Source organism: Pseudomonas trutticola BRTCR10 (genome assembly GCF_056155105.1).
This window is the reverse complement of record NZ_CM149552.1, coordinates 3138571-3161706: the sequence shown is the minus strand read 5'-3', so window position 1 is coordinate 3161706 and position 23136 is coordinate 3138571. Positions and strand designations below refer to the sequence as shown.

23 protein-coding genes are annotated in these 23136 nt (G+C 58.3%); 10 read left to right on the top strand and 13 right to left on the bottom strand.

The annotated features are described in order from the left end of the window. Position 1: 1 nt before the first annotated feature. Both ACVVH8_RS14150 and ACVVH8_RS14145 read left to right on the top strand, forming a co-directional pair. Positions 2-790: an SDR family NAD(P)-dependent oxidoreductase gene (locus ACVVH8_RS14150; RefSeq protein ID WP_213028638.1), complete on the top strand. Its 789-nt coding sequence runs from the start codon at positions 2-4 to the stop codon at positions 788-790. A 126-nt stretch (positions 791-916) separates the two neighbouring features. Next, positions 917-1915 (top strand): NADP-dependent oxidoreductase, encoded by a 999-nt coding sequence (locus ACVVH8_RS14145; RefSeq protein WP_475231177.1) that lies wholly within the window; start codon positions 917-919, stop codon positions 1913-1915. Positions 1916-1973: 58 nt separating this feature from the next. Here ACVVH8_RS14145 and ACVVH8_RS14140 read toward each other — a convergent pair whose 3' ends face one another. Then, positions 1974-2585 (bottom strand): dTMP kinase, encoded by a 612-nt coding sequence (locus ACVVH8_RS14140; protein WP_103301955.1) that lies wholly within the window; start codon positions 2583-2585, stop codon positions 1974-1976. A 419-nt stretch (positions 2586-3004) separates the two neighbouring features. Between ACVVH8_RS14140 and ACVVH8_RS14135 the strand changes: the two genes are divergently transcribed. Further along, positions 3005-3907 carry a bestrophin family protein gene (locus ACVVH8_RS14135; RefSeq protein WP_103301954.1) on the top strand — a complete coding sequence of 301 codons (903 nt, stop codon included), beginning with the start codon at positions 3005-3007 and terminating at the stop codon, positions 3905-3907. Here the strand turns inward: ACVVH8_RS14135 and ACVVH8_RS14130 are convergent. After that, positions 3904-4455, bottom strand: a complete 552-nt coding sequence (locus tag ACVVH8_RS14130; RefSeq protein WP_475230888.1) for a GNAT family N-acetyltransferase — start codon at positions 4453-4455, stop codon at positions 3904-3906. The genes ACVVH8_RS14135 and ACVVH8_RS14130 overlap by 4 nt on opposite strands. Before the next feature lie 307 nt (positions 4456-4762). On the opposite strand from ACVVH8_RS14130, the gene ACVVH8_RS14125 reads away from it, so the two are divergent. From ACVVH8_RS14125 to msrA, 3 genes are all read left to right on the top strand, one after another. Next, positions 4763-4912, top strand: a complete 150-nt coding sequence (locus ACVVH8_RS14125; RefSeq protein WP_475230886.1) for a hypothetical protein — start codon at positions 4763-4765, stop codon at positions 4910-4912. Further along, entirely contained in the window at positions 4909-5433 is a 525-nt protein-coding gene (locus tag ACVVH8_RS14120) for an LLM class oxidoreductase (protein ID WP_475230884.1), read from the top strand. The genes ACVVH8_RS14125 and ACVVH8_RS14120 overlap by 4 nt, the downstream gene beginning before the upstream one ends. Positions 5434-5523: 90 nt before the next feature. Further along, positions 5524-6030 carry a peptide-methionine (S)-S-oxide reductase MsrA gene (msrA, locus tag ACVVH8_RS14115; protein WP_103301952.1) on the top strand — a complete coding sequence of 169 codons (507 nt, stop codon included), beginning with the start codon at positions 5524-5526 and terminating at the stop codon, positions 6028-6030. A gap of 153 nt (positions 6031-6183) precedes the next feature. On the opposite strand, the gene ACVVH8_RS14110 is transcribed toward msrA, so the two are convergent. From ACVVH8_RS14110 to solA, 3 genes are all read right to left on the bottom strand, one after another. Continuing rightward, positions 6184-6423 carry a hypothetical protein gene (locus ACVVH8_RS14110; RefSeq protein ID WP_103302441.1) on the bottom strand — a complete coding sequence of 80 codons (240 nt, stop codon included), beginning with the start codon at positions 6421-6423 and terminating at the stop codon, positions 6184-6186. A gap of 169 nt (positions 6424-6592) precedes the next feature. After that, positions 6593-7372: a MetQ/NlpA family ABC transporter substrate-binding protein gene (locus ACVVH8_RS14105; protein ID WP_103301951.1), complete on the bottom strand. Its 780-nt coding sequence runs from the start codon at positions 7370-7372 to the stop codon at positions 6593-6595. Continuing rightward, complete coding sequence (solA, locus tag ACVVH8_RS14100; protein ID WP_475230882.1) at positions 7369-8547, bottom strand: N-methyl-L-tryptophan oxidase; 1179 nt, start codon at positions 8545-8547, stop codon at positions 7369-7371. The genes ACVVH8_RS14105 and solA overlap by 4 nt, the downstream gene beginning before the upstream one ends. Positions 8548-8901: 354 nt before the next feature. On the opposite strand from solA, the gene ACVVH8_RS14095 reads away from it, so the two are divergent. Continuing rightward, on the top strand, positions 8902-11310 hold the full coding sequence (locus tag ACVVH8_RS14095; RefSeq protein WP_475230880.1) for a glucose/quinate/shikimate family membrane-bound PQQ-dependent dehydrogenase: 2409 nt from the start codon (positions 8902-8904) through the stop codon (positions 11308-11310). A gap of 104 nt (positions 11311-11414) precedes the next feature. After that, entirely contained in the window at positions 11415-12704 is a 1290-nt protein-coding gene (locus ACVVH8_RS14090) for a carbohydrate porin (protein ID WP_475230878.1), read from the top strand. 217 nt (positions 12705-12921) lie between these two features. Here the strand turns inward: ACVVH8_RS14090 and ACVVH8_RS14085 are convergent, their stop codons facing one another. Together ACVVH8_RS14085 and ACVVH8_RS14080 are read right to left on the bottom strand one after the other, a co-directional pair. Next, positions 12922-13122: a hypothetical protein gene (locus ACVVH8_RS14085; RefSeq protein WP_213028631.1), complete on the bottom strand. Its 201-nt coding sequence runs from the start codon at positions 13120-13122 to the stop codon at positions 12922-12924. Between the two features lie 122 nt (positions 13123-13244). Further along, complete coding sequence (locus tag ACVVH8_RS14080; RefSeq protein ID WP_475230876.1) at positions 13245-14750, bottom strand: sensor domain-containing diguanylate cyclase; 1506 nt, start codon at positions 14748-14750, stop codon at positions 13245-13247. A 337-nt stretch (positions 14751-15087) separates the two neighbouring features. On the opposite strand from ACVVH8_RS14080, the gene ACVVH8_RS14075 reads away from it, so the two are divergent. After that, positions 15088-16221, top strand: a complete 1134-nt coding sequence (locus ACVVH8_RS14075) for an aminotransferase class V-fold PLP-dependent enzyme (protein ID WP_475230874.1) — start codon at positions 15088-15090, stop codon at positions 16219-16221. A 223-nt stretch (positions 16222-16444) separates the two neighbouring features. Here the strand turns inward: ACVVH8_RS14075 and ACVVH8_RS14070 are convergent, their stop codons facing one another. Next, positions 16445-16900, bottom strand: coding sequence for a hypothetical protein (locus tag ACVVH8_RS14070; RefSeq protein ID WP_103301944.1), 456 nt, complete (start codon positions 16898-16900; stop codon positions 16445-16447). A gap of 474 nt (positions 16901-17374) precedes the next feature. Here ACVVH8_RS14070 and ACVVH8_RS14065 point away from each other — a divergent pair, with 474 nt between their 5' ends. Then, positions 17375-17860 (top strand): hypothetical protein, encoded by a 486-nt coding sequence (locus ACVVH8_RS14065; RefSeq protein WP_213028628.1) that lies wholly within the window; start codon positions 17375-17377, stop codon positions 17858-17860. Positions 17861-18000: 140 nt separating this feature from the next. On the opposite strand, the gene ACVVH8_RS14060 is transcribed toward ACVVH8_RS14065, so the two are convergent. From ACVVH8_RS14060 to ACVVH8_RS14040, 5 genes are all read right to left on the bottom strand, one after another. Beyond that, positions 18001-18486, bottom strand: coding sequence for a P-loop nucleotide/nucleoside kinase family protein (locus tag ACVVH8_RS14060; protein WP_475230872.1), 486 nt, complete (start codon positions 18484-18486; stop codon positions 18001-18003). A gap of 102 nt (positions 18487-18588) precedes the next feature. Next, on the bottom strand, positions 18589-19482 hold the full coding sequence (locus ACVVH8_RS14055) for a hypothetical protein (RefSeq protein WP_103302439.1): 894 nt from the start codon (positions 19480-19482) through the stop codon (positions 18589-18591). Between the two features lie 156 nt (positions 19483-19638). Next, entirely contained in the window at positions 19639-21498 is a 1860-nt protein-coding gene (locus ACVVH8_RS14050) for an ABC transporter ATP-binding protein (RefSeq protein ID WP_401296070.1), read from the bottom strand. A 120-nt stretch (positions 21499-21618) separates the two neighbouring features. Beyond that, complete coding sequence (locus ACVVH8_RS14045; protein ID WP_213028625.1) at positions 21619-21993, bottom strand: ASCH domain-containing protein; 375 nt, start codon at positions 21991-21993, stop codon at positions 21619-21621. Positions 21994-22160: 167 nt separating this feature from the next. Then, positions 22161-23129 (bottom strand): AraC family transcriptional regulator, encoded by a 969-nt coding sequence (locus ACVVH8_RS14040; protein ID WP_475230870.1) that lies wholly within the window; start codon positions 23127-23129, stop codon positions 22161-22163. Positions 23130-23136 lie beyond the last annotated feature (7 nt).

The window sequence follows — 23136 nt, the reverse complement described above, 5'->3', positions numbered from 1 at the left end:
CATGACAACTCGCCCTACTGTTTTGATCACTGGTGCCTCCACCGGCATTGGCGCCATCTACGCCGAGCGCTTCGCGCAACGCGGCCACGATCTGGTGCTGGTCGCCCGTGATCAGGCGCGCCTGGACGCACTGGCGGCGCGCTTGCGTAGCGGATACGACGTCGCCGTCGATGTCATCCCGGCGGACTTGACCCAACTTGGCGATCTACGCACCGTGGAGAGCCGCCTGCGCGACGACGAGCGCATTGGCATCCTCGTCAATAATGCCGGCGCGGGATTGTCCGGCAATTTTGTCGAGCAAAGCACCGACAGCATTGCGCAACTGGTCGCCCTCAACACCACGGCGCTGGTGCGTCTGGCCAGCGCCATCGCTCCACGTCTGGCCAAGGCCGGTGACGGCGCGATCATCAACATCGGTTCGGTGGTCGGCCTGGCGCCAGAGTTAGGCATGACGGTCTACGGCGCGACCAAGGCATTCGTGCTGTTCCTGTCCCAAGGACTGAGCCTGGAACTCTCGCCTCGGGGCGTCTACGTACAAGCCGTGCTGCCCGCCGCCACCCGTACCGAGATCTGGGATCGTTCCGGCATCGACATCAATACCTTAAGCGAAATCATGGAAGTCGACGATCTGGTCGATGCCGCGCTGGTCGGTTTCGATCGCCGCGAACCGGTGACCATCCCGCCGCTGCACGAAGCGGAGCGCTGGGATGTCCTGCAGGGCGCACGTCAGGGCCTGATCGGGCAGATCCGCCAGTCTGCGGTTGCCGAGCGCTACCAGACGCCACAGTGATTTTTTGCTGGCAAGTATCGGCACCGGATTCGATGCAGGCGCAAGGCCGTGCATCGAATCCGTCCTGCTATTCAGCGCCGTCAGGCAACGGTGCCCCTCCTTACAACTGACCAGAGCTGCGTCACGATGAAAGCATTTTTGATCGATCGCTATGGCAAGCACACCGGGCGCATCGGCGAGGTTCCTGCCCCCGCAGTGGGGGCCCACGACGTGCTGATCGAGGTACAGGCCAGCAGCGTCAATGTGCTGGACTCCAAGATCAGAAAAGGCGAATTCAAACTGATCCTGCCCTATTCGTTTCCATTGGTACTGGGCAATGACCTCGCGGGCGTCGTGGTGGAGGTCGGTTCGCAGGTGAAACGCTTCAAACCTGGAGACGAAGTGTACGCTCGCCCGCCAGAAGCGCGGATCGGCACGTTTGCCGAATTGATCGCCGTGCATGAAAACGCCATCGCCCTGAAACCCGGCAACGTCAACATGGCACAAGCCGCGTCCCTGCCCTTGGTCGCACTGACCGCCTGGCAAGTGCTGGTCGAGACCGCTCGCCTGAAGAAAGACCAGAAAGTGCTGATCCATGCGGGCTCCGGCGGTGTCGGCAGCGTCGCCATCCAGCTCGCCAAACACCTCGGTGCCTATGTCGCCGCCACCACCAGCACCGCAAATGTCGAATGGGTGACGGCACTGGGTGCAGATCTGGTCATCGACTACACCAAGCAGGACTTCGCCAGCGTCTTGCACGGCTACGACGTGGTGTTGAACAGCCTCGGTGCCGATGTCCTGGAGACGTCACTCAAGGTGCTCAAGCCCGGTGGCCAGCTCATTTCCATCTCAGGGCCGCCCACGGCAGGGTTCGCGCAGGAGCAAGGGCTGTCCTGGCCTTTGCAGCAAGTCATGCGCCTGCTGAGCCTTGGCATTCGGCGCAAGGCCCGCAAGCAGGACGTCAGCTACGCGTTCGTATTCATGCGGGCCAATGGCGTCCAACTGCAACAAATCACCGCGCTGGTTGAGGCCGGCATCATCAAACCGGTAATTGACCGCGCCTTCAGCTTTGCATCAACGGCAGAGGCACTGAAGTACGTCGAGCAGGGACGCGCCAAGGGCAAGGTCGTTATCACGATCAAATGAGCATGGCGCCCCTTGATGAGCCGACCGAAGAGCGGCAAGCGCTGAATGCGCCTGGAAGTCACCGAAGCACTTTATAGATCTCGTTCATCACCTGCATCGATGCCGCTTCGACTGTCCCTTCGTTACGGCATAAAACCCAGCCGTGATCGGCAACCGCTTGCTCGAACATCTCGGTACACGCTACATGCTCCGCGTGCTTGCGGATCACAGTGCCGCCCAGTCCCCGCGAGCGTGTCGTTGCTCTTGCCCATGAAATATCCGGTGCGGTGACAACCCCGACATGCAGATCCGGCACACGCACCTCCCGCTCAATGTTCAACTTGAGAATCTCGGCAAACGGCACGGTATGGCGGAACGCGGCGTCCGACGGATACCAGCGATCAATCAGGATAATGCTGCCCAACGGCTGTTCAGGCAGCACATGCCGGGAGATCCAGCGACGGCTATCAGCGAAACGCTGACACACCGCCCACTCCAGATCCCGCGAAGGATTTCTGGCGAGTTCGTTAACCAGAGCCATGGTTTCGCCCCGGTAAGGATCGCTTTTCCTCTCGCAAAGTCGGATGACTTTGTGGTTGTCAGCCCGCAGTCCCGCCGTAACGGCCTCCAACAGCGTGGTTTTGCCGGTGCCCTTGGGCCCATCCAGAGAAACAAAAAGCGGAGGATTCATTGTTCACGCAACGATTGAGACATTGATGAACACTCTAACCTCATTTCTGCCATTCAATGAGCTCACCCCTGCCATCGCCAACACTTCCTTCCCAGTTTCATCGTGATCAGACACGTTTTCCAACGAAGCCTCTCAGCGCGTGGCCTGGATCCCGCTTATGCCGCTGGCTACGCAGATTGACCGTGTCAATCTCCCAACAGCCTCTTCAAATCCACGCGAAACGAGCAACAAGTTGTTTCACTTATCTGGCAATGGCCGCATGCACGCGCGTCGCGCGGGATACAGAGAAGCAGAACGTGAGCTGGGGGCCTTCAGCCATTTGTTTCACACGCGGGCCGACATCAGCCTGCGAACCTTTACCCAGAAACCACCGTCCGAGCTAAGGCATCAATGCTTACCGCTCGCCACGAGGTTTCCGTTTGAAAGCTGCCATCGTCAAAAAATACCGTCTGATCATCAAGACCATGGGCTATGTGGGCTGGTCGCTGTTCTGGCTGTTGCTCTGGGACATTGCCGTCACCGTGGACTTCATGCTGTTTCTCAACGCCAAGATCAACCTGCCGCTGATGCCGCTGACCTTGCTCGGTTCGGCGCTGGTGGTGCTGATCAGTTTTCGCAACAGCAGCGCCTACAACCGTTGGTGGGAGGCGCGGACGCTGTGGGGCATGATGATCAACAGTTCTCGCAGCTTCGCCCGTCAGGTCCTGACGCTGCTGGATGACCCCGGCAGCGAGGTGAATCCGGTCAAGTCGACGTTGCTGCGCCGGCACGTGGCGTATGTCAATTGCCTTGCGGCACATCTGCGGGGCCAGCCTTGTCCGGAGGAAGTGCGGGCGTTTATTCCCGCCGATGAATTCGCCCGCAGTGGCACCACCAACAACTTTGCCAACGACATCCTCACCGGTTCCGCGACCCTGCTCGCCCGGGAATACAAGGCCGGGCGCCTGGACAGCATTCGCCTGGCGCGGCTGGAGTCGACGCTGGTGGATTTGTCCAACAGCCAGGGCGGCATGGAGCGGATCGCCAACACTCCACTGCCCTACCCTTATGTGTATTTTCCGCGCCTGTTTATCTCGCTGTTTTGCCTGATCGTGCCCGTGGGGTTGGTGGAATCGCTGGGCTGGTTCACCCCGCTGGCCTCGACCGTGGTGGGTTTCATGCTGCTGGCCATCGAACGCATCGGCACCGATCTGCAAAGCCCGTTTCGCCACAGCGAACACCAGATCCAGATGGAAGCTCTGTGCGAAACCATCGAGAAAAACCTGCAATCGATGCAGCGTGATTCTTTGGGTGATGTGCGCAGGCAAGTAGAGAACGCTTAACCGGTACGCTGCGCCTCTGCCCATTGCGCGCGGCTCAGTCCGTAGCACTTGCAGGGTTTGCACACATTGCCCATGGTCAGCTCGGCGTCGTACAGGTGCACGGCGCCCAGCTTCAACGTGGCTTTTTGTGATCGAACGTTGGTGGGCGCGATGTGCAGGTACACAGTGTCATGCGTCTTGAATGCGTGTTCCAGCATCAGCCGCTTCAGCTCGTGATTACTGGTGCCGCCCCATTTTTCCCGCACCAGAAAGGTGTATCCGATAGCAATACCCTCGGGCCGATCGGGTGGCGCGTAATAGCTCGACGTACCGACGATTTTTCCCGATTTTGTATCGATTACGGTGAGCGCCGTTTTCGTCGCCAATAGCGAGGAAAAATAGCTTTCGAATACCCCACGCTTATAGCGATCGGTGGCGGGATGGCCAGCCCAGACCAGCGGATCACTCGCTGCCTGATACAAGCCTTCAAGGTCATTTTCGGCCAACGGTTGAAGCCTCAGCGTGGGGCCACACAATGTGGGTTGGCAGTCGAAAACGGTTGCGGACATGGAGGCTGTTCCATTGGGCCAATGAGCATGTCGCGAGTCTAAACAGGCCGGGAGCCAAGGAAAGATCCATTACCGAGGATATTGATGGAACCATCCGGCAATTCGCTTCAATGTCCGGCAAACCCGACCTCGGAGCGGGACATAATTTTTATGCCTTAAAAGCATTGCACGCCCAGCCTTTGTCCCGCCGCACATATACCACAAACGTATAAACAGCTATTTTTTTAGTATTTTATTTCTTTATTTCTACATCGTTATAAGTGCGCCTTCGATCCAGTACACCTCTGGAATTTGCAGGAGCATCCGTGTGAATCGAACGACTTCGCCATGCAGAATCTCCCTTCCGAAAATTGCGCTGGCCCTGGCCGCAGTGCTGGTGTCCAGTCTGACGCTGGCAGATACGGTCAAGGAAATTCGTATCGCCGTGCCGGACATCAGTGCCGGCCCGATCAGTTGAAAATCATGCCGGGGATTTCGCCAGTGATCGGCCGGACGCAGAGCGAAGCGGAAGACAAATATCAACAGTTGCAGGACCTGGTCGAACCCCGGGTCGGGCTCGCGATGCTTGCGGGCATGGCCGGTGGCTTCGACCTTTCCGAATACGATCTCGACGGTCCCTTGCCGGAACTGCCACTGAGCAACTCGATGCAAAGCCGTCAGGCCCTGTTCATCGATCTGGCCCGTCGGGAGAACCTGAGCATTCGTCAGCTGTATTTGAAAGTCGCCGGGGCACGCGGGCACCACACCGTGATCGGTACGCCGAAAACCGTGGCCGATACCCTGGAGCAATGGTTCGTCGAACAGGCTGCCGACGGTTTCAACATCATGCCGCCGTTCCTGCCTGAGGGGCTGGATGACTTCGTCGAGGGCGTGGTGCCGTTGCTGCAACAGCGCGGACTGTTCCGCCACGAATACAGCGGCTCGAGCCTGCGCGAGCATTTGGGACTCGAGCGACCGACCAATCGTCACGCTCGCTGACTATTTGCGCGGTGCGGTCTTGGAATTGCTCAGCATGCCCTCATAACCATGGCTATACCCAATGTTCCCCCCCGAGAGGAAGGACACACCATGACCGCACCAACCGAAACTGCCATTCTTGCCGGCGGCTGCTTCTGGGGCATGCAGGATCTGCTGCGGCGGTACCCCGGTGTGCTGCACACGCGCGTCGGTTACACCGGCGGCGATGTGCCGAACGCCACCTACCGCAACCATGGCAATCACGCCGAGGCCATCGAAATCGAGTTCGACCCTGCCGTGATCAGCTATCGGCAGATTCTCGAATTCTTCTTCCAGATTCACGACCCGAGCACGCCCAACCGTCAGGGCAACGACCTCGGGCCCAGCTACCGTTCGGCGATCTACTACCTCAGCGAACAGCAACGCGACATCGCCGAAGACACCGCCGCCGACGTTGACGCCTCAAAACTGTGGCCAGGTCGAGTGGTCACCGAAATCGAACCCGCGGGACCTTTCTGGGAAGCGGAACCAGAGCATCAGGATTATCTGGAGCGCATCCCCAATGGCTACACCTGCCATTTCATTCGCCCGAACTGGAAACTGCCAAAGCGCGCCTGAGCAGGTGGGCGGCTGATTCGCAAGAGGTTACGTCAGAGCTTGCGCGGGAACAAAAGTGTTGGCTTTGAAAATGCACTAGCGGACGATCAATCCCGACTGCCTAGCAACACGGTCAAGTCAGCCAGGGCGTAAAGCCCTGGCAGACAGCGGATATCACTTTTTCTTTTTCGCAGGCTTTTCAGCCTTTTTCGAGTCCTTGGCCTTGTCTGGCTTGCTGTCAGCTTTCTTTGCAGACTTTTTCGGTTCGGCGTCTTTTTTCTTGTCTTTCTTGTCGGAAGATTTTGAAAGCGCCGAGGCCGCTGCGGATTTCTTTTCAGGTGATGACTTTTTGTCCTTCAAATCCTTGCTGGCTTTCGAAGCTTCACCTTTGCCTTTCTTTTCGTCTTTAGCCACGCTGATCACCTCTCGGAGTATGCCGGTATTGGCACAACGCCTGTGCAATTGATCACAAGCTGATCATTAGGGTGAGCGCGCTGGGGGGCGGTTCAAATTATTTTGCTGCGGGATAGGCAAGTGGGTCGATCAAGGGAACCGCCAACCTCTGCGACGGTTCCCGACTGAATCAGAACGCCGGCACAACGTCGCCGTGATAGCGCTCAAGAATAAATTGCTTCACTTGTGGCGAATTCAGCAAGGCACCGAGCTTTTGCACCGCCGGGGCGTTGGCCTTGTCGCGGCGCACGTAGAGGTAATTGGCATACGGTGACTCCGAGCTTTCGATAAACAGAGCATCCTTGTGCGGCTCCAGTTTCGCCTCCAGCGCGTAATTGGCGTTGATCAGTGCCAGGTCAACCTGGTTCAGCACTCGCGGCAGCATCGCGGCTTCCAGTTCCTGAAACTTCAAGTGTTTGGGGTTGCTGACGATGTCCAGGCGGGTCGCCATGATGTTGTCCGGATCCTTGAGGGTGATCAGTCCTTGCCTGGCGATCAGCAGCAGCGCGCGGCCGGAGTTGGTCGGGTCGTTGGGGATGGCAATGGTCGCACCATCCTTGAGCTCGCTGATGGATTTGATCTTCTTCGAGTAGGCACCGAACGGTTCGATGTGCACCGCCACGATCGGCACCTGGTCGCTGCTTGGCCGATCCTTTTTGTAAGCATCGTAGTAAGGCTTGCTCTGGAAGTAGTTGGCGTCGAGCAGACCTTCGTCGGTCTGCCGGTCCGGCTGGATATAGTCAGAGAACACTTTGACGTCCAGCGTCACGCCTTCTTTCGCCAGCTCAGGTTTGAGGAACTCGAGAATTTCGGCATGCGGCACCGGCACCACGGCGATTTTCAGGGTTTCGGCTGAGGCCGAGCCCATGGCGGCGAGCAGCAGTGCAACGGAAAAAGCGGCGCGTTTCACGATAGTTTTCCTTCGAAGCGTTTCAGGGAGAAAGAGGACAGATCCAGGTCGGTCGATCCACGCATGCACCACTGCGCAAATGCCTCGCCGAGTGCGGCGGAGTGTTTGAAACCATGGCCGGAACAGGCTGACACGAACAAGGTGTGCTGCAGGGACGGATGTTCGTCGATGATGAAATGGCGGTCCGGCGTCACTGTGTAGGCGCAGACCGCAGACTTGAGCACCGTCGAAGTCACGCCAGCGATTCGGCCGCGCACCTGATGCTCGTACATCGCCTGCTCTTCGGCCGCCGAGACGGTGCGGTCGATGTCTTGCGGCAACGTCGCGGTGTGGTATTGCGCCGTGGCGATTTTCAGACTGCCTTCGCCGGGCAACGCGGGAAAGCCGTAATTGACTTTATCGTCGCCGCGACCGTGGGTGAGGATAAAGGTCGGAGAATGGCCGACCAGTTCGGCGTTTTCTTCCAGCTCGAACCAGAACAATTTCTGCCGGTAGACGCTGAGCAGGTTTTCGAACGGTTTGCCGAGTAGCTCGCCACTCCAGTTGCCCGCGCTGATCACCAGTTTGTTGGCAGACAGCGTGCGACGGTCTGTCGTGACGGTGACGCCCTGCTCGTCAGAGCTGATATCGGTGACCGTTTCACCTTTGTGCAGAATCGCCCCATGCTGCTCGGCGAGTCTGAGCTGTACGTCGATGCAGCGTTCCGGGCGGACGAAACCGCCGCCCGGCTCGAAGTAGCCGATGGCCGTGTCGTGCACGTTGGCGAATTGCGCAAAACGCTGGCGAATCTGCGCGGCGCTCAGGACTTCGTGCTCGATGCCATAGGTCTGCGCCAGACCGATGGTGCGCAAGGTGAAGTCGGTTTTGTCATCGGGATCGAACTCGGGGCTCGACGTCAGCACCAACAGCCCGGACTGTTCGAACAGCGACTCGGCCGTCAGCGCCTCCAGTTCGCGCCAGATGCGGTGGGAGTTGCGCACGATCGGCACATATTGCGCGCCCTCACCCACCGACAATCGAGTGATACGCGTATCGCCATGGCTCGATCCAAGGTTGTGCGGAGGATGATGGCGGTCGATGCCGACAACATTCACGCCTGCTTTCGCCAACTGATACACCGTCGCGGCGCCCATGGCACCCAGCCCCAGAACGACTACCTCGCAGCGCTCGGACATCAATAGCTCCCTATCAAAAAGGCGCCAGTTGAGCGGGAAACCGATCGGGAATCAAAGACTAAAAGGGCATATGCATATGTCTGATTGTGTGGAGGGAAAGCTCTGACTCCTGCCGTATGTCGGTTAATCGCCGAATCATTGGAGAATTTTTAGAGCTGTCATAAGTACCAGACCTTCTGACATAAACAGCGCTTTCCACGACCTTTGGATAATTGCGTCGAGCTATAGCCATTGCACCGCTCCCCCTGTTGGCACGGTTTTGAGCAGCGAACTACGCTTCCCTCAGAAATAGTGATTTAACTAGATAGTTACCTATCTATATAATGCACGCCTCATTTCAACGGGACATTCAACGTGAAGCAGAGTCAACGCCTCTCGGGCATATCAAAATTCATTCTGGTCGGGCTGGGCGTGGTCATCGCCCTGCTCGGTCTGGCACTCGCTGCTGGTGGCGTGAAATTGGTCAGCCTGGGAGGCTCGTGGTACTTCCTGTTGGGTGGCCTGGTGATGGCTGTTTCCGGCCTGCTGATTGCTCGCTTCAAACCGGCCGGCGCGTGGTTGTTTGCGGCGTTCCTGGTCGGAACAGCGATCTGGGCGGTGAGCGACGCCGGGCTGGTGTTCTGGCCGGTGTTCTCGCGTCTGTTCATGTTCAGCGCCATCGGCGTGGTCGTGGCGCTGGTGTATCCACTGCTCAAACGTGCCAACGGCGGTGTTCCAGGGCGCGGCGCTTATGCGCTGGCCGCTGTACTCGCCATCGGCGTGGCTGTCGCGGCCGGCAACATGTTCGTTGCGCACCCGACTGTCGCCGCCACTGGCACTGGCCCGGGCCTGACCCCGGTCGAGCCGGACAAGGCGCAGAAAGACTGGGCGCACTACGGTAATACCGAGGGCGGCAGCCGCTTCGCTGCGCTGGATCAGATCAACCGTAACAACGTCGACAAATTGAAAGTGGCGTGGACTTACCACACTGGTGATGTCGCCCTGAGCGATGGCAACGGTGCCGAAGACCAACTCACCCCGCTGCAGGTCGGCAACAAGGTGTTCATCTGCACCCCGCATAACAACCTGATCGCGCTGGATGCCGACACCGGCAAGGAACTCTGGAAAAACGCCATCAACGCCCAGTCGAAAGTCTGGCAGCGTTGCCGTGGCATGGCGTATTTCGACGCCACTGCCGCCGTCGCCAAACCGAGCAGCTCGCCAGTCACTCCCGAGGCGGCACCCGCCCCCGCTGCCAATTGCCAGCGCCGCTTGCTGACCAACACCATCGACGCCCGTCTGATCGCGGTCGATGCTGACACCGGCGAGTTCTGCCAGGGTTTTGGCAACAACGGTCAGGTCGATCTGAAGGCCGGTCTGGGTGATGTCCCGGACAGCTACTACCAATTGTCCTCCGCCCCGCTGATGGCCGGCACCACCGTGGTGGTTGGCGGTCGCGTGGCCGACAACGTGCAGACCGACATGCCGGGTGGCGTGATCCGTGGTTTCGACGTGATGACCGGCGCCATGCGTTGGGCTTTCGACCCGGGCAATCCGCAGGATAAAAAGGCTCCGGCCGACGGCAGCACCTATGTGCGCAGCACGCCAAACAGCTGGGCGCCGATGTCCTACGACGCGGCGACCAACACCGTGTTCCTGCCGATGGGCAGTTCCTCCACCGACATCTACGGTGTCGAGCGCAGCAAACTCGATCACACCTACGGCGCTTCGATCCTCGCGCTGGACGCCAATAGCGGCGAAGAAAAGTGGGTGTTCCAGACCGTGCACAACGATCTGTGGGACTTTGACCTGCCGATGCAGCCAAGCCTGATCGACTTCACCAAGGACGGTAAATCCGTACCGGCGCTGGTGATCGGTACCAAGGCCGGGCAGATCTACGTGCTCGACCGTGCTACCGGCAAACCGCTGACCGAAGTCAAAGAAGTGCCGGTCAAAGCGGCGAACATTCCGAACGAGCCTTACTCGCCAACCCAGCCAAAATCGGTGGGCATGCCGCAGATCGGTGCTCAGCACCTGACCGAATCGGACATGTGGGGCGCGACCCCTTACGATCAATTGCTCTGCCGCATCGACTTCAAAGGCATGCGCTACGACGGCTTGTACACCGCGCCGGGCACCGACAAATCCCTGAGCTTCCCGGGCTCGTTGGGCGGTATGAACTGGGGCAGCATCTCCACTGACCCGGTGCACGGTTTCATCTTCGTCAACGACATGCGTCTGGGCTTGTGGATTCAGATGATCCCGTCGCAGAACAAGGCGCAGGCGGCTTCCGGTGGCGAAGCGCTGAACACCGGCATGGGCGCTGTGCCGCTGAAAGGCACGCCGTATGCGGTGAACAAGAACCGCTTCCTGTCGGTCGCCGGCATTCCTTGCCAGGCGCCGCCGTTCGGCACCCTGACCGCCATCGACATGAAAACCCAGAAAGTCGCCTGGCAGGTTCCGGTTGGCACCGTCGAAGACACCGGTCCGCTGGGCATCCGCATGCACTTGCCAATCAAGATCGGCCTGCCGACCCTCGGCGGCACCCTGTCGACCCAAGGTGGCTTGATTTTCATCGCCGGTACTCAGGACTTCTACCTGCGCGCCTTCAACAGCGGCAACGGTGAAGAAGTCTGGAAAGCCCGCCTGCCAGTGGGCAGCCAGGGCGGCCCGATGACCTACGTTTCGCCGAAAACCGGCAAACAATACATCGTCATCACCGCCGGTGGCGCGCGTCAGTCGACCGATCGCGGCGACTACGTGATGGCTTACGCCTTGCCGTAAGCGGCTGCGCCCGTGTTCAACACGGGCGCTTTCTTTTCAGTGCGGCACCTGCGGGTGCCGTACTGCTTTGCGCTATCGCTAAAGATTTCAGCAGGAAGATTGTCATGTTTCGTTTTACTCATACCGGCTGGCTCAACGGCGTGCTGTTGGGCCTGACCTGCAGCGCCGCCCTGCCCGCCTTCGCCTCCGATGATTCGAACCTTTTGACCCGCAATACCCTCACCGGCGACTGGGGCGGTTTGCGCCACCAGATGGACGAGGACGGCGTCAAATTCACCGGCGACTACAGTGGCGAGACGGCCTATAACGCCGACGGCGGTCTGCACCGTTCGGCCCGTTACTCGCAGAACATCAAGCTCGGCGTGCAATTCGACCTGAGCAAACTGTACGGCGTCGACAATGCCGGCAAGGTCCAACTGAGCATCAACGACCGCCGCGGCAACAGCGCTTCCGAGGATCTGGTCGGCAACCGTCTGCCGATCCAGGAAAACTACGGTGGGCTCTATACGCGCCTGACCGAACTGAGCTACGAGCGCAGCCTGTTTACTCCGGCACTGAACGTGAAGCTGGGTTACATGGCCATGGGCAATGACCTCGGTGGCCTCGACAGCGGCATCCTCTGCAACTTCATGAACGCCGGTTTCTGCGGGCATCCGCTGAACATGTCCGGCGGCAGCGGCTGGACCAACTACCCCAATGCCCGCCTCGGCGTGCGGGTGAAATACGATCTGTCGCCTGAATGGCAACTGCGTGTGGCCGCGTTCAATGTCGATCCCGACAGCAACGGCAATTCCAGCCGCGCCTGGCACCTTGGGCCGAAACACACCACAGGCACCGTGGTGCCGATCGAACTGGTGTACAAGCACGCAGGTCAATTGCCGGGTGAATACAAGGTCGGCTACTACTACGACAGCTCTGATGTGAAGCGCATTGGCAGCGATAAGGAAGTGTCCGGTCGTGGTGGTCATTATTTGCTGATCGATCAGGCGGTGTGGCGTTCCGAGACGTCCGAGGGCCGCAGTCTGCATGCCTTCGGTCAATACTCGGCGGCCAGTGAAGCCGCTTCGCCGTTCAGCAAGTGGTACGGCACCGGCGTCGTTCTGTACAAACCGTTCGAAGGCCGCCCGCGTGACACCGTCGCTCTGGGCTACGGCCGTGCGGTGCCCAATCCGCGCAGTCGTGATGTGCAGCAAGATGCCGCGCTGAACAACGGCACGGCGTTCCCGAATCTGGACAGCGCCGAACAATTGATCGAACTCGGCTACGGGTATCAGGCAACGCCCTGGCTGACCCTGCGCCCGAATCTGCAGTACATCATCGAGCCGGGGGCTTTTTCCGGACAGGACATCGACAATGCGTTGGTGGTGGGTTTACAGGTGAAAGCAGCCCTCTGAAGGAATGCTCTTCCAAGCCTGAAAAGTTGCCCTCAAGACCGCCACAAATTCAATGTGGGAGCGGGCTTGCTCGCGAAGGGGCCGTCTCAGTCCACATTGCTTCAGCTGATACACCGCCTTCGCGAGCAAGCCCGCTCCCACAAGGGCATTGCGGTTATGCCGGCATTGAAGGCAAAAAAAACACCCCGCAGGAATACCTGGGGGTGTTTTTTGCCAACTATCTCGGCTCGGGATGCTCACTCGACACCGAGTTATTGGCCTCCACGTCGCTCATGTCTTCTTCGACCGGCGCTTCGTCGTCCGCTGGCAGCGGCACCTCAGGTTCATCGCGCCGTGGGTCGTGCCCGGTTTCATTGTCCGTGGTGCGTGTCACTTCCTGCTGAGACGTGTTGCCTGGCGCTTTCTCATCAATGTCCATGCTGGCTCTCCTAACAAGGCGCGGGAAGTCCGTGCTTGAAGTTCAGAGGCGATCAACCCATGGGAGTGCCGAGTTCTGGACGGACGGGCTTGCGTGCCAGCCCGGTGAGCCAGCGCACCTTGTTACATCCCTCCCCTCACAAACTGATTACGTCCCAATGCCTTGGCGTTGTACAGAGCCTGATCTGCCACTTCGATCAACCCCTGTAAATTGTCCAGCCGGGTGCCGCTAGCGGTAGCAATCCCGATGCTCACACTCAGCCGACCGAGCGGGCTGGTGTTGTGCGCAATGTTCTCTTGCTGCAAACGGTCGAGGATGAGTTGCGCCACCACTGCGGCCCCGTCAGCGTCGGTGTCAGGCATGATGATGCCGATCTCCTCTCCGCCATAACGTGCCACCAGATCCGACGGTCGCCTTACGCAGCCCTCGAAGATTTTGCCCACCGTCTGCAAACACACGTCTCCCGCGACATGCCCGAGGGAATCGTTAAAGCGCTTGAAGTAGTCGATATCAATCATCAGCAATGCCAGCGTCGTGCCGTTACGCTGTGCTCGCCGCGCCTCAATGGCAAGGCTTTCATCAAAACAACGCCGATTGGCCAGACCGGTCAGGGCATCCCTCATTGCCAGCAACTCAAGTTGCCGGTTCGATGAAAGCAACTGCTGCTGAGCCCCGCGCAACTGATCTTCTGCCTCGGTACGCCGACGGATATCCAGAATCAGAAACCAGCCGATGAGCCCTGTCAGCCCCAGCAAACCCGTTACCACCACCGCCGAGAGCAATGCCTCCGTTCGCCACGCGGCGAGGGCTTCGCGTTTGCCCAGAGCAACAGTCGTTATCAGCGGCAGCCGGTCACTTTTGCGGAAGGCATAGAGGCGCTCCACGCCGTCCAGACTGGAGGTAAATGAGGCGGTGCCGACAGATCGATCGACGAGATACTTGGCATAGATGGGCGAATTGGAAAAATTGCGCCCCATGTCCTGCTCACGGAATGGATAGCGAACGAGCAATGTTCCGTCGGTATAGGACAAACCGATAGCACCCTCCTGCCCAACGTCGATCTTCCCAAACAATCGCAGGAAGTTTTCGATCCCCAGGGTAACCGCCACCACGCCGGCAAACTCGCCGCCAGGACCATTGAAACGCCGGCTGACGGTGATCACCCATTCCTGGTTGGAACGGCTCTGGATGGGCGGACCGATAAAGGTCTCGCGGGAAGGATCGTCGCGGTGATGAATGAAATACACCCGATCACTGCTGTTCGCACCTGCTGGAATAGGCCGGTTGGAGGACATCAACCAACGCCCCTGATTATCGTAGATGGTGATACCACTGAGCTGTGGCATCAGCGGCTCCTGGCGGTCGACCAAAGCACGCAGCCGCTGAATCTGTGCAGGACCGCTGCCTTCAGTTTCCAGACGCTCGACGAGCCCGAGCAAAAGCAGCGAGCTCTGACGGACAATGCCTTCGGAGTAAGTCGCCAGGGCCTGGGTAAGGTTCAAACCATGGACGTCGACCTCCGCCAGTGCTCGCTCTCGAGAGGCCAATACCTTCCAGACCGTCAAAGACGCCAGGGAACAACCGATGACCAGCAGCAAAAGCACAACCAGGTGGGAATCACGCTTCACGTTACTACCTTTTGGAAAGTCCGGTTTTCCGCTCCAGCAACATGGGGTCAAGGCAATGGCGGCAGTCATTCATCCTATTCGGGAAGCAAGGATACAAGCAGTGCTGAATCGATGCAGTAACTGAAGAGTACATTTTGCTGAGAAACCAATTCTCACCCTACATTCTCGGTCGGGGCAAAAGACACTGGCCTGCGCGGTGATTGCCATCGGTACGCTCATCATTGGCTGACGGCGGGGGCGCAAAAACGCTGGTCAGCTATATTGGGTCGGTTGCTGCCCCTCTTGAACGCTTGGGGCAGGGTCGATACCACTGAAATCTCTGCCAAAGGAGTCATCTATGTCAAAGCTCTATCCCAGTATCGATCCCGAGGGGCTGATCGAGTACTCGGTGGTCTACACCGACCGCTCGCTCAACCACATGTCGCAGTCGTTTCAGGACGTGATGAAGAACATTTCCAGCACCCTGAAACAGGTCTACAACGCCGAGGCTGTAGCGGTGGTTCCGGGCAGTGGCACATTCGGCATGGAAGCGGTGGCGCGACAGTTTGCCACCGACCAGCAATGCCTGGTGATTCGCAACGGCTGGTTCAGTTATCGCTGGAGCCAGATCCTTGAAACGGGCAAGATCCCGGCGGCCACCACGGTGCTGAAAGCCCGACCGATTGAAGCAGGTCGTCAGGCTGCCTACGCCCCGCCTCCTCTGGACGAAGTGCTGGCAGCCATCGCGGCGCAGAAGCCGCAGATTGTCTTCGCTCCCCACGTTGAAACCTCCTCAGGGATTATCCTGCCCGACGATTACATGCGAGCCGTCGGCGACGCCGTGCATGCGGTCGGTGGTCTGTTCGTGCTGGACTGCATCGCCTCAGGCGCGCTGTGGGTGGATATGCACAAATGCGCGGTCGACCTGCTGATCAGCGCACCGCAAAAAGGCTGGAGCGCCTCCCCTTGCTGCGCCCTGGTGATGTTCAGTGCCTTGGCCCTCGAACGCATCGAGCAAACGCAAAGCAGCAGCTTCGCCTGCGACCTGAAAAAGTGGCTGCAGATCATGCAGGCCTACGAACAGGGCGGACATGCCTACCATGCGACCATGCCCAGCGATTCCCTCGCACGCTTCAACGAAGTGATGAAAGAGACGCAAGCCTACGGCTTCGACAAGGTCCGCGACGAACAGCAGGCGCTGGGCGATCAGGTGCGCGCGATGTTGAACGGCAAAGGCATCAAAAGCGTGGCCGCCCCGGGCTTTCAGGCGCCTGGCGTGGTGGTCAGCTACACCGATGACGCCGACATCAAGAACGGCAAGAAATTTGCCAGCCACGGCCTGCAGATCGCCGCCGGAGTACCGTTGCAATGCGACGAACCGGCCGATTTCCAGACTTTTCGCATCGGTCTGTTCGGACTGGAAAAGCTGCACAATATCGAGCGCACGCTGAGTACGCTTGAGCAGGCGCTGGACGAGGTGATGGTTGGCTGAGCCCTCGCCTTGCTCACTGCACATGGCGAACCGGACGCTGTCGGCCGATGGCGCTGATCTGCGAGGAATATGCTGGTTGCCAAGAGCATCCTTCGCCTGATGCCGGTTTTGGGTCGATTGCGGCCTCAAGGGGCAGATAGATAGAACGGCATTTACGTTAAATTGCCGACACAAAAAAAGCCCACTTTGCGGGCTTTTTTTGTACGCGGGGTATAAGTGCTAATTACTTGTTCCGCAACAGCACATAAGCTTCACCGCCGTTTCGGTCATGCTGAAGAATAAAGTTGTTGTCCTGGATACGCACCTTCGATGGCACACGATCTGCTACCGGCGTTTGCGAGTAAGCCTGCGCGGCACTCAGCAGTTGGCGGGTCAGGCTGTCGTCGGGTTGCTCCGGAGTGGTAACGACGCATTCCTTTTCGGAAAGTTGCACTGAGAGGTTTTTGTCCGCTGTGAAGCCGATGCGCGTGAAACCCATGTCCTGTAGGTCGTTGATGCCGAACCGCTTGGCCGCTTCAGCAGAGCCGGCGAATGAGGGGGCGGTCTTCAGACAGATGTCGACGAAGGCTTCGATGGCCTTGGAGGTAACAGGCGTCGATACGGTTGTCGTTGCAGTGGTGCAGCTGGCGAGGACTAACAGGCTGGGCAAGGCGAGTGCGCGGAACCAAGTAGTGGACATGAAGCGGGGATCCTTCCATTTGAAATTCGGAATGCAGGGGTGGGCTGAGCGGCGCCGGAACGGACCGCCTGCGAATGGTAAATTAAAATGGAAACGGGGTTCACGACTTTCTGAACCCCGGCGCCTTCTGGCAGTGAGCTCGCGACGTGAACCGGTGAGCACCTGGGCCAGCCTGCCGGCGGTTGAGCAGATTGCATAACAGCGATAGGCAATAGACTCTCGATTTCCGTGAATGCTGACCGGCCGCTATGGGTTAATTAGCAGGCGAGTCGCACGGCTGCTATTGGCCGAAAGCGGTCACTCGTGAGCGGCAGCAATCGGCCAAAAGCCGCCCTTTACAAGAAGCTGCTTTCGTCCCAATGCTGCCGGTTAGATCCCCATGGGTTTCGGGCAAATAGCCCAAACGCCTACGGCCTTCCCAGGTCGGTATTTGAGAGGGTACCCTGAACACCTTTTAATCTGTGTGGCACCCATATGGGCATCAACTTACTGACCGAATCCATGCTTGGCCACTGGCGTGCTGCATCGGGTGTCTGGCAATGCGAATACCAATTCGGCAGCCGATTGATTTACGTCCAACATCGCGATGACGAGCCACCTCGCGCCAGGGTCGCCGCCGCGCAACGCGCGGTCAATGCTGCGTGGGATGATTTACCCCAAGTACTGAAGTTCGCCGAACAGCACTGTAAAGCACAGATGCCCGAACTGATGCGGTTGTACGAAACCTACATGCCGGGGGAATCTCCGTTTTTCGTTTACTCGATCCACTTCGATCTCGACAAACCTTACCCTAGTTACGCCATTTCCACGAACCCTGACTTCGACTGGGATCGTATCCTGATCGACGAAGATGAACTGCGCCAGGTTCACAGGGTATGCATGGAGCAGTATGAGCCAAGACATGACTTTTGGGTTTACGTCAGGCGTGTAGGGTTTCAGCAATTCGAGCTTGGGGATTAGCTTTGCCTCAACTCAACTCAACTCAACTCAACCCCAGCCCTGAATCTCCGCTGATAAAGTCAATACTCGGGAGCGTCCGCTTCTGGCCGATACCAGTCACTCAACTCTTGGGCGGCACTGACCTGTCCCCCCTCAGGCACTCACGGACAATGCCGAACGATCACCAATCCCTCCACCTCTTCCGGAATCTGAAAGTAGCCAGTGATCAAATCAAACTCCGCATCAGTTGCCGCAAAGTCATGCCCTCCCCGCTCATTGCGAGCATGCAATCTGGCTCGGCAAGTGTCGTCATCAACATCCAGATAATGCAGGCAATGCGGCGATCCAGCAGCGTCCGCCAGACCTCGTAGCCACTCGCGATCCGCCACAGTATTCGCCGGAAAGTCCAAAACCACATCAAGCCCTGCACCTGACAAATCGATAACCAAAGGCCCCAATACATGGCGAATGCGTTTTGCACAGCGCACGTAGTCCTGCACCGTTTGCACTTCGCCGGGGTAGAGCCTTGAAATCCACTGATCTTCACTCAAAAGAATCGCGCGGTGCTCGCTTGCCAGTGACTTCGCGAGTGTAGATTTGCCAGAGGCAATCTTGCCGCACATCAGGTGCAATGTCGGTTTCGGCATGGAAACACCCCCTATCCATGAAAACATCTGTCGGCAGTCCACCGAACAGACGATCTGATCAATTCCCTCTTGGCTCATCGCATGTCAGGCGGACGTTTGCAGTCAGGCGTTCAGCCTCGACAGTCGCGAGGAGACCCAGGCCTTTATTCGCCCGCACAATCGCGGGATGGGTATAAAAAACAGCGCAGCAAAACTTAATAAACGATCAATCCACTTCCCTTGCAGATCATTCGGCTCGCTAGCAGTGTGCATGGCCAACAGGTAGCGATAAACCTGCCGACTGGAAAGTGGCAGCACTGCGAGTTGCTCCAGTATCGAAGGGCCAATCTCTCGGATCATGCCCGTGAGCATTATCCACAACAGTATCAACTCGGCGCACAACAAGGTGGCAACAAGCACATTTGCGATCAGCATCCGCCAGTTTTGCAAGGCGTCGAAGATTGAGTCGATGCTACTTCCCAACGTCACCAGAGTGGCAATAATTGCCGTGATCGCAATCAGCAATCCTATAAAACGCGCAGAGTCGGGCAACCGAAAGAACGCAGCGAAGCGCGGCCCCATCGTATCGTTACTGGCCAAACGTCGAATTTCCTGCCGTTCTTCCCAAAGCTGTCTGAGGGCTCTCGCCTTGGTGACAAGCTCACCGGGGCCACACTCATAACGCATGCACAGCCAATCTTGCCTCAACTTCAAACGATCAGTGCGAGAAGCATTCACGTCCGCGCCGAGGCTTTCTGCGCGAATCCGAGAGTACACATCGGCGATCCGTGCCGCGCAGATCATGGTGATAATCAAAATGGCAAACAGCACGGGGATGTATTGATAAAGCGAGACACTGGGCAACTCCAAAGTCACCCATAAGATGCCCGGGAGACATGCAGCAATCCAAATCAGACAGCTGCGCGCATCGCGCCTGCGCCATGCAGCTTTGATAGGAGCACGTTCGAACTTTTGAAAGTGTTCTTGAATATCGATTTGCAGCTGACTAATGCTCATTGCGGTGTTCGCCACTGAATCATCCCTCGTCATTAAACATCCCTTGAAACATTAACCCTGGCGAACGCTGAGCCGTGCTGATGGCTCAGCTTTGAATTGCCAGATGCGGTCGTAAATGAGACCGCATTCGTTACTGCAAAATCATTTGCTCCCGGCTCATTGTATGCAGGCAGCCTCCACCACGCCGTTGTCCTCCCCCAAAAAACCACCGCTCTGATGCTGCCACAACCGCGCATAAACGCCGTTCTTCGCAAGCAATTCGCTGTGAGTGCCCTGTTCAATAATGCGGCCTTCGTCCATGACGATCAGCCGGTCCATTGCCGCGATCGTCGACAGACGATGGGCAATGGCGATCACGGTTTTGCCCTGCATCATGTCATCGAGGCTTTCCTGAATCGCCACTTCGACTTCCGAGTCCAGCGCGCTGGTGGCCTCGTCCAGCAGCAGGATCGGCGCGTTCTTGAGCATTACCCGAGCAATCGCCACGCGTTGACGCTGACCGCCCGACAACTTGATGCCGCGTTCGCCCACCAGCGTGTCGTAACCGCTATGGCCCTGGCGGTCGCTGAGTTGGCTGATGAACTCATCGGCCTGCGCGCTGGCTGCGGCGCTGCGCACTTGCGCGTCGGTGGCATCGGGACGGCCGTAGGCGATGTTGTCGCGAATGGAACGGTGCAGCAACGAAGTGTCTTGCGTGACCATGCCGATCGCACTGCGCAAGCTATCTTGCGTTACGTGGGCAATGTTTTGGCCGTCGATTCGAATCTCGCCGCTGTCGATGTCATAGAAGCGCAGCAGCAAGTTGATCAGCGTGGATTTGCCGGCGCCAGAGCGACCGACCAGACCGATTTTTTCGCCCGGACGAATGCTCAGGCTCAGGCCATCGAGCACCTGACGCTCGCCGTTGTAGTTGAAACGCACCTTGTCGAAAGTCACCGCGCCGCCGGAGGTCACCAGCACGCCGGCATCCGGCGCGTCCTGGACCTTGGCGCCCTGGGTCAGTGTCGCCATGCCGTCCTGCACCGTGCCGATGCTTTCGAACAACGAAGTCATTTGCCACATGATCCAGTTCGACATGCCATTGATCCGCAACGCCATGGCGGTGATTGCCGCCACTGCACCGGCGCCAACGTCGCCCTGATGCCACAACCACAAGGCATAACCGCCCGCCGACATGATCAAACCCACCACTAGAGCCTGATTGACGATTTCGAACAGACTGACCAGACGCATCTGGCGAAAACCGGTGAGTTTGAAATCTTCCATCGCCGCCCGCGCAAAGTGCGCTTCACGGTTGGAATGGGAGAACAGCTTTACCGTGGTGATGTTGGTGTAGGCGTCGGAGATACGCCCGGTCATCATCGACCGCGCATTCGCCTGTTCCTGCCCGACTTTCCCCAGGCGCGGCACGAAATACCACATGGCCAGCGCAAACAATACGGCCCAGCCAATGAACGGCAACATCAGTTTCAAGGCGAAGCCGCCGGCCAGCGCGATGATCGCGATGAAATACACGCCAATCCCGGGGAGGATCTCGATAAGGGTGAAGAGCACGTCGCGCACCGCGAGCGCCGTCTGCATCACCTTGGTTGTGACGCGGCCGGAAAACTCATCGGAAAAAAACGAAAGGCTTTGCCGCAACATCAGCCGATGGAAGTCCCAGCGCAGCCGCAGCGGCAGGTTGATCGCCAATATCTGGTGCTGCACCATCGTGCGCAACGCCACCAGCCCGACACTGGTCACCATGACAATGCCCATGCCCCACAACACGCGATTTTCCTGCACGGCGGCTTCACCGCCCGCCTGCCAGGTCGAGAGCAGATCGACGACCTGCCCGAGGAAAGAAAACAGCCAGGCCTCGTAGATCGACACAGCGGCACTCAGCAGCGCCAGCACCAGAATGTAACCGCGAGCGCCCCGCGTACAGGCCCAGAGAAAACGTGCCAAACCGTTGGGTGGTGGTGGCACCTCGTCAGGAGGAAAAGGGTCGAGTCTTCGTTCAAACACACGAAGCATGGTGATCTCCAAAACTTTCAAGTTGAGGGGATTCTGCCATTGAATGGTTGCGAGGAGGTCTTTGTGAAAAAGTGTGTATTGATCAGGAGCGTTTTCGACCACTCGCCCCCACCCCGATGATCAACCGTTATCGGTAAACACGAAGTCCACTTCGTAAATACCCCGCGCCGCCCGGATGTTCACAGGGTGCGTGATCGGCCTGACATGACTCAATTCCCATGCGAGCCAACCCTCCTCAAAGTAATTCGCACAGGCCGCTTGCATGTCCGCGAGGACAAACGGGCGAACAGCCTTCACCCGCACGATAGCGACAGCAATGCCGTCGGCATCCTCGTCACCCTCGGTGTGCAGAAAGCGTCCGTTTTCAACAATCAGAAGATCTTCGCAAGGATCCAGGTCTGGATGCCACCGGCGAATTTCGAGGGTTTTCTCCCCTGAAGCGATACGACCGCCACTGGGCCGCACAATCGATAACGTCTTGATGGTTCTCTCCAAAGATCATTCGAGCTATTGCGCTGTCCGCTATAAAACATCAACGACATTCGCCGCTTTTTTTTCAGCACTGCAACTGACCGGTATTATGCAGCGATCATTGCTTACAGCGGCGCATCGGGAGGTGGTCTGGTACGCGGTACACTGGGCGCGGCGCTGATGATGTTGTTTTAGCTCAAGGTCAAGCCTAGTGACCGAGAGCGGTATACCCCGGGTGTTATTCCTAGCCACGACTTGAAGGCGCGGTGGAAAGTATTTCCGTCATTGAAACCCAGTAGATACCCTACCTCGGCGAAGCTGATATGTGAGTGACTCAGGTAGTGCTCGGCAAGGCTGCGTCGCGTCTCCACAAGCACCTCCTGATAGCTGCAACCCTCAACTTCCAGATGGCGTTGCAATGAACGCCTGCTGATCGCCAACCGCCCAGCCACAGCATCGATACTCACTTGGCCACTGGGCAAAAGCTCCAGTAAAAGGCCGCGCACGCGCTTGCGCATGCTCGCATTGACGTCCAGTTCGCTCAGGCGCTTGTCGAGGAGAGGTCGAAAGAACTCCCACATGGCCTGGTTCGCCGTCAGGAATGGCCTCCTCGAATCGCTATCGCTGAACCGAATGGCGATCTCCTGCCCCGAGACCACCGGGCAGCCGAAGAACTCCAGGTACGGATGAAGGTTATCGGGTGGATTCGGTAGTTGCACGCGCAGAGGGCAGATCCGTTTGCGGGTTGCCAGACGTGCCAACTGGGTAAAAAACACGAGATCGGTCATCGCGCAACTGGAAGGCCATGACGGTACAGTCAGCGGGAATTCGACACGCACCTCAAGATAGCCAGGCTGCTGGTCAATGTGCAGCAGCAAAGGTCCAATCAGCGCTTTGTAGCCCGCAAGGCGTCGCAGTGCGACCTCCAGGTTCGGACTGCACAGGCTTGCAAAAATAGACGGATCGAACGCTTCGGCGGTAATCGCTCTGCCGATGATCAAGGGCAGTTCTTCCCCTTGAGTCAGTTGCTCCAGTGCCAGCCAGAACCGGCAGTATTCCACCGGCTCAAGGCTCGCATCCTGTCGGGCAAAAAGATCATCCGGCAGGCCGGCAAGCTTCAGAGCGTCGGCAACATTCACGCCGAGATCAGCGATGAGCAAGGCCCAG

Coding starts and splice junctions, on each gene's coding strand:
- ACVVH8_RS14060 (WP_475230872.1), bottom strand. CDS start 18,486: ATGCCGAAACCGACATTGCACCTGATGTGCGGCAAGATTGCCTCTGGC.
- ACVVH8_RS14090 (WP_475230878.1), top strand. CDS start 11,415: ATGTTTCGTTTTACTCATACCGGCTGGCTCAACGGCGTGCTGTTGGGC.
- ACVVH8_RS14140 (WP_103301955.1), bottom strand. CDS start 2,585: ATGAATCCTCCGCTTTTTGTTTCTCTGGATGGGCCCAAGGGCACCGGC.
- ACVVH8_RS14050 (WP_401296070.1), bottom strand. CDS start 21,498: ATGCTTCGTGTGTTTGAACGAAGACTCGACCCTTTTCCTCCTGACGAG.
- ACVVH8_RS14070 (WP_103301944.1), bottom strand. CDS start 16,900: ATGTCCACTACTTGGTTCCGCGCACTCGCCTTGCCCAGCCTGTTAGTC.
- msrA (WP_103301952.1), top strand. CDS start 5,524: ATGACCGCACCAACCGAAACTGCCATTCTTGCCGGCGGCTGCTTCTGG.
- ACVVH8_RS14075 (WP_475230874.1), top strand. CDS start 15,088: ATGTCAAAGCTCTATCCCAGTATCGATCCCGAGGGGCTGATCGAGTAC.
- ACVVH8_RS14130 (WP_475230888.1), bottom strand. CDS start 4,455: ATGTCCGCAACCGTTTTCGACTGCCAACCCACATTGTGTGGCCCCACG.
- ACVVH8_RS14145 (WP_475231177.1), top strand. CDS start 917: ATGAAAGCATTTTTGATCGATCGCTATGGCAAGCACACCGGGCGCATC.
- ACVVH8_RS14150 (WP_213028638.1), top strand. CDS start 2: ATGACAACTCGCCCTACTGTTTTGATCACTGGTGCCTCCACCGGCATT.
- ACVVH8_RS14065 (WP_213028628.1), top strand. CDS start 17,375: ATGGGCATCAACTTACTGACCGAATCCATGCTTGGCCACTGGCGTGCT.
- ACVVH8_RS14055 (WP_103302439.1), bottom strand. CDS start 19,482: ATGAGCATTAGTCAGCTGCAAATCGATATTCAAGAACACTTTCAAAAG.
- ACVVH8_RS14085 (WP_213028631.1), bottom strand. CDS start 13,122: ATGGACATTGATGAGAAAGCGCCAGGCAACACGTCTCAGCAGGAAGTG.
- solA (WP_475230882.1), bottom strand. CDS start 8,547: ATGTCCGAGCGCTGCGAGGTAGTCGTTCTGGGGCTGGGTGCCATGGGC.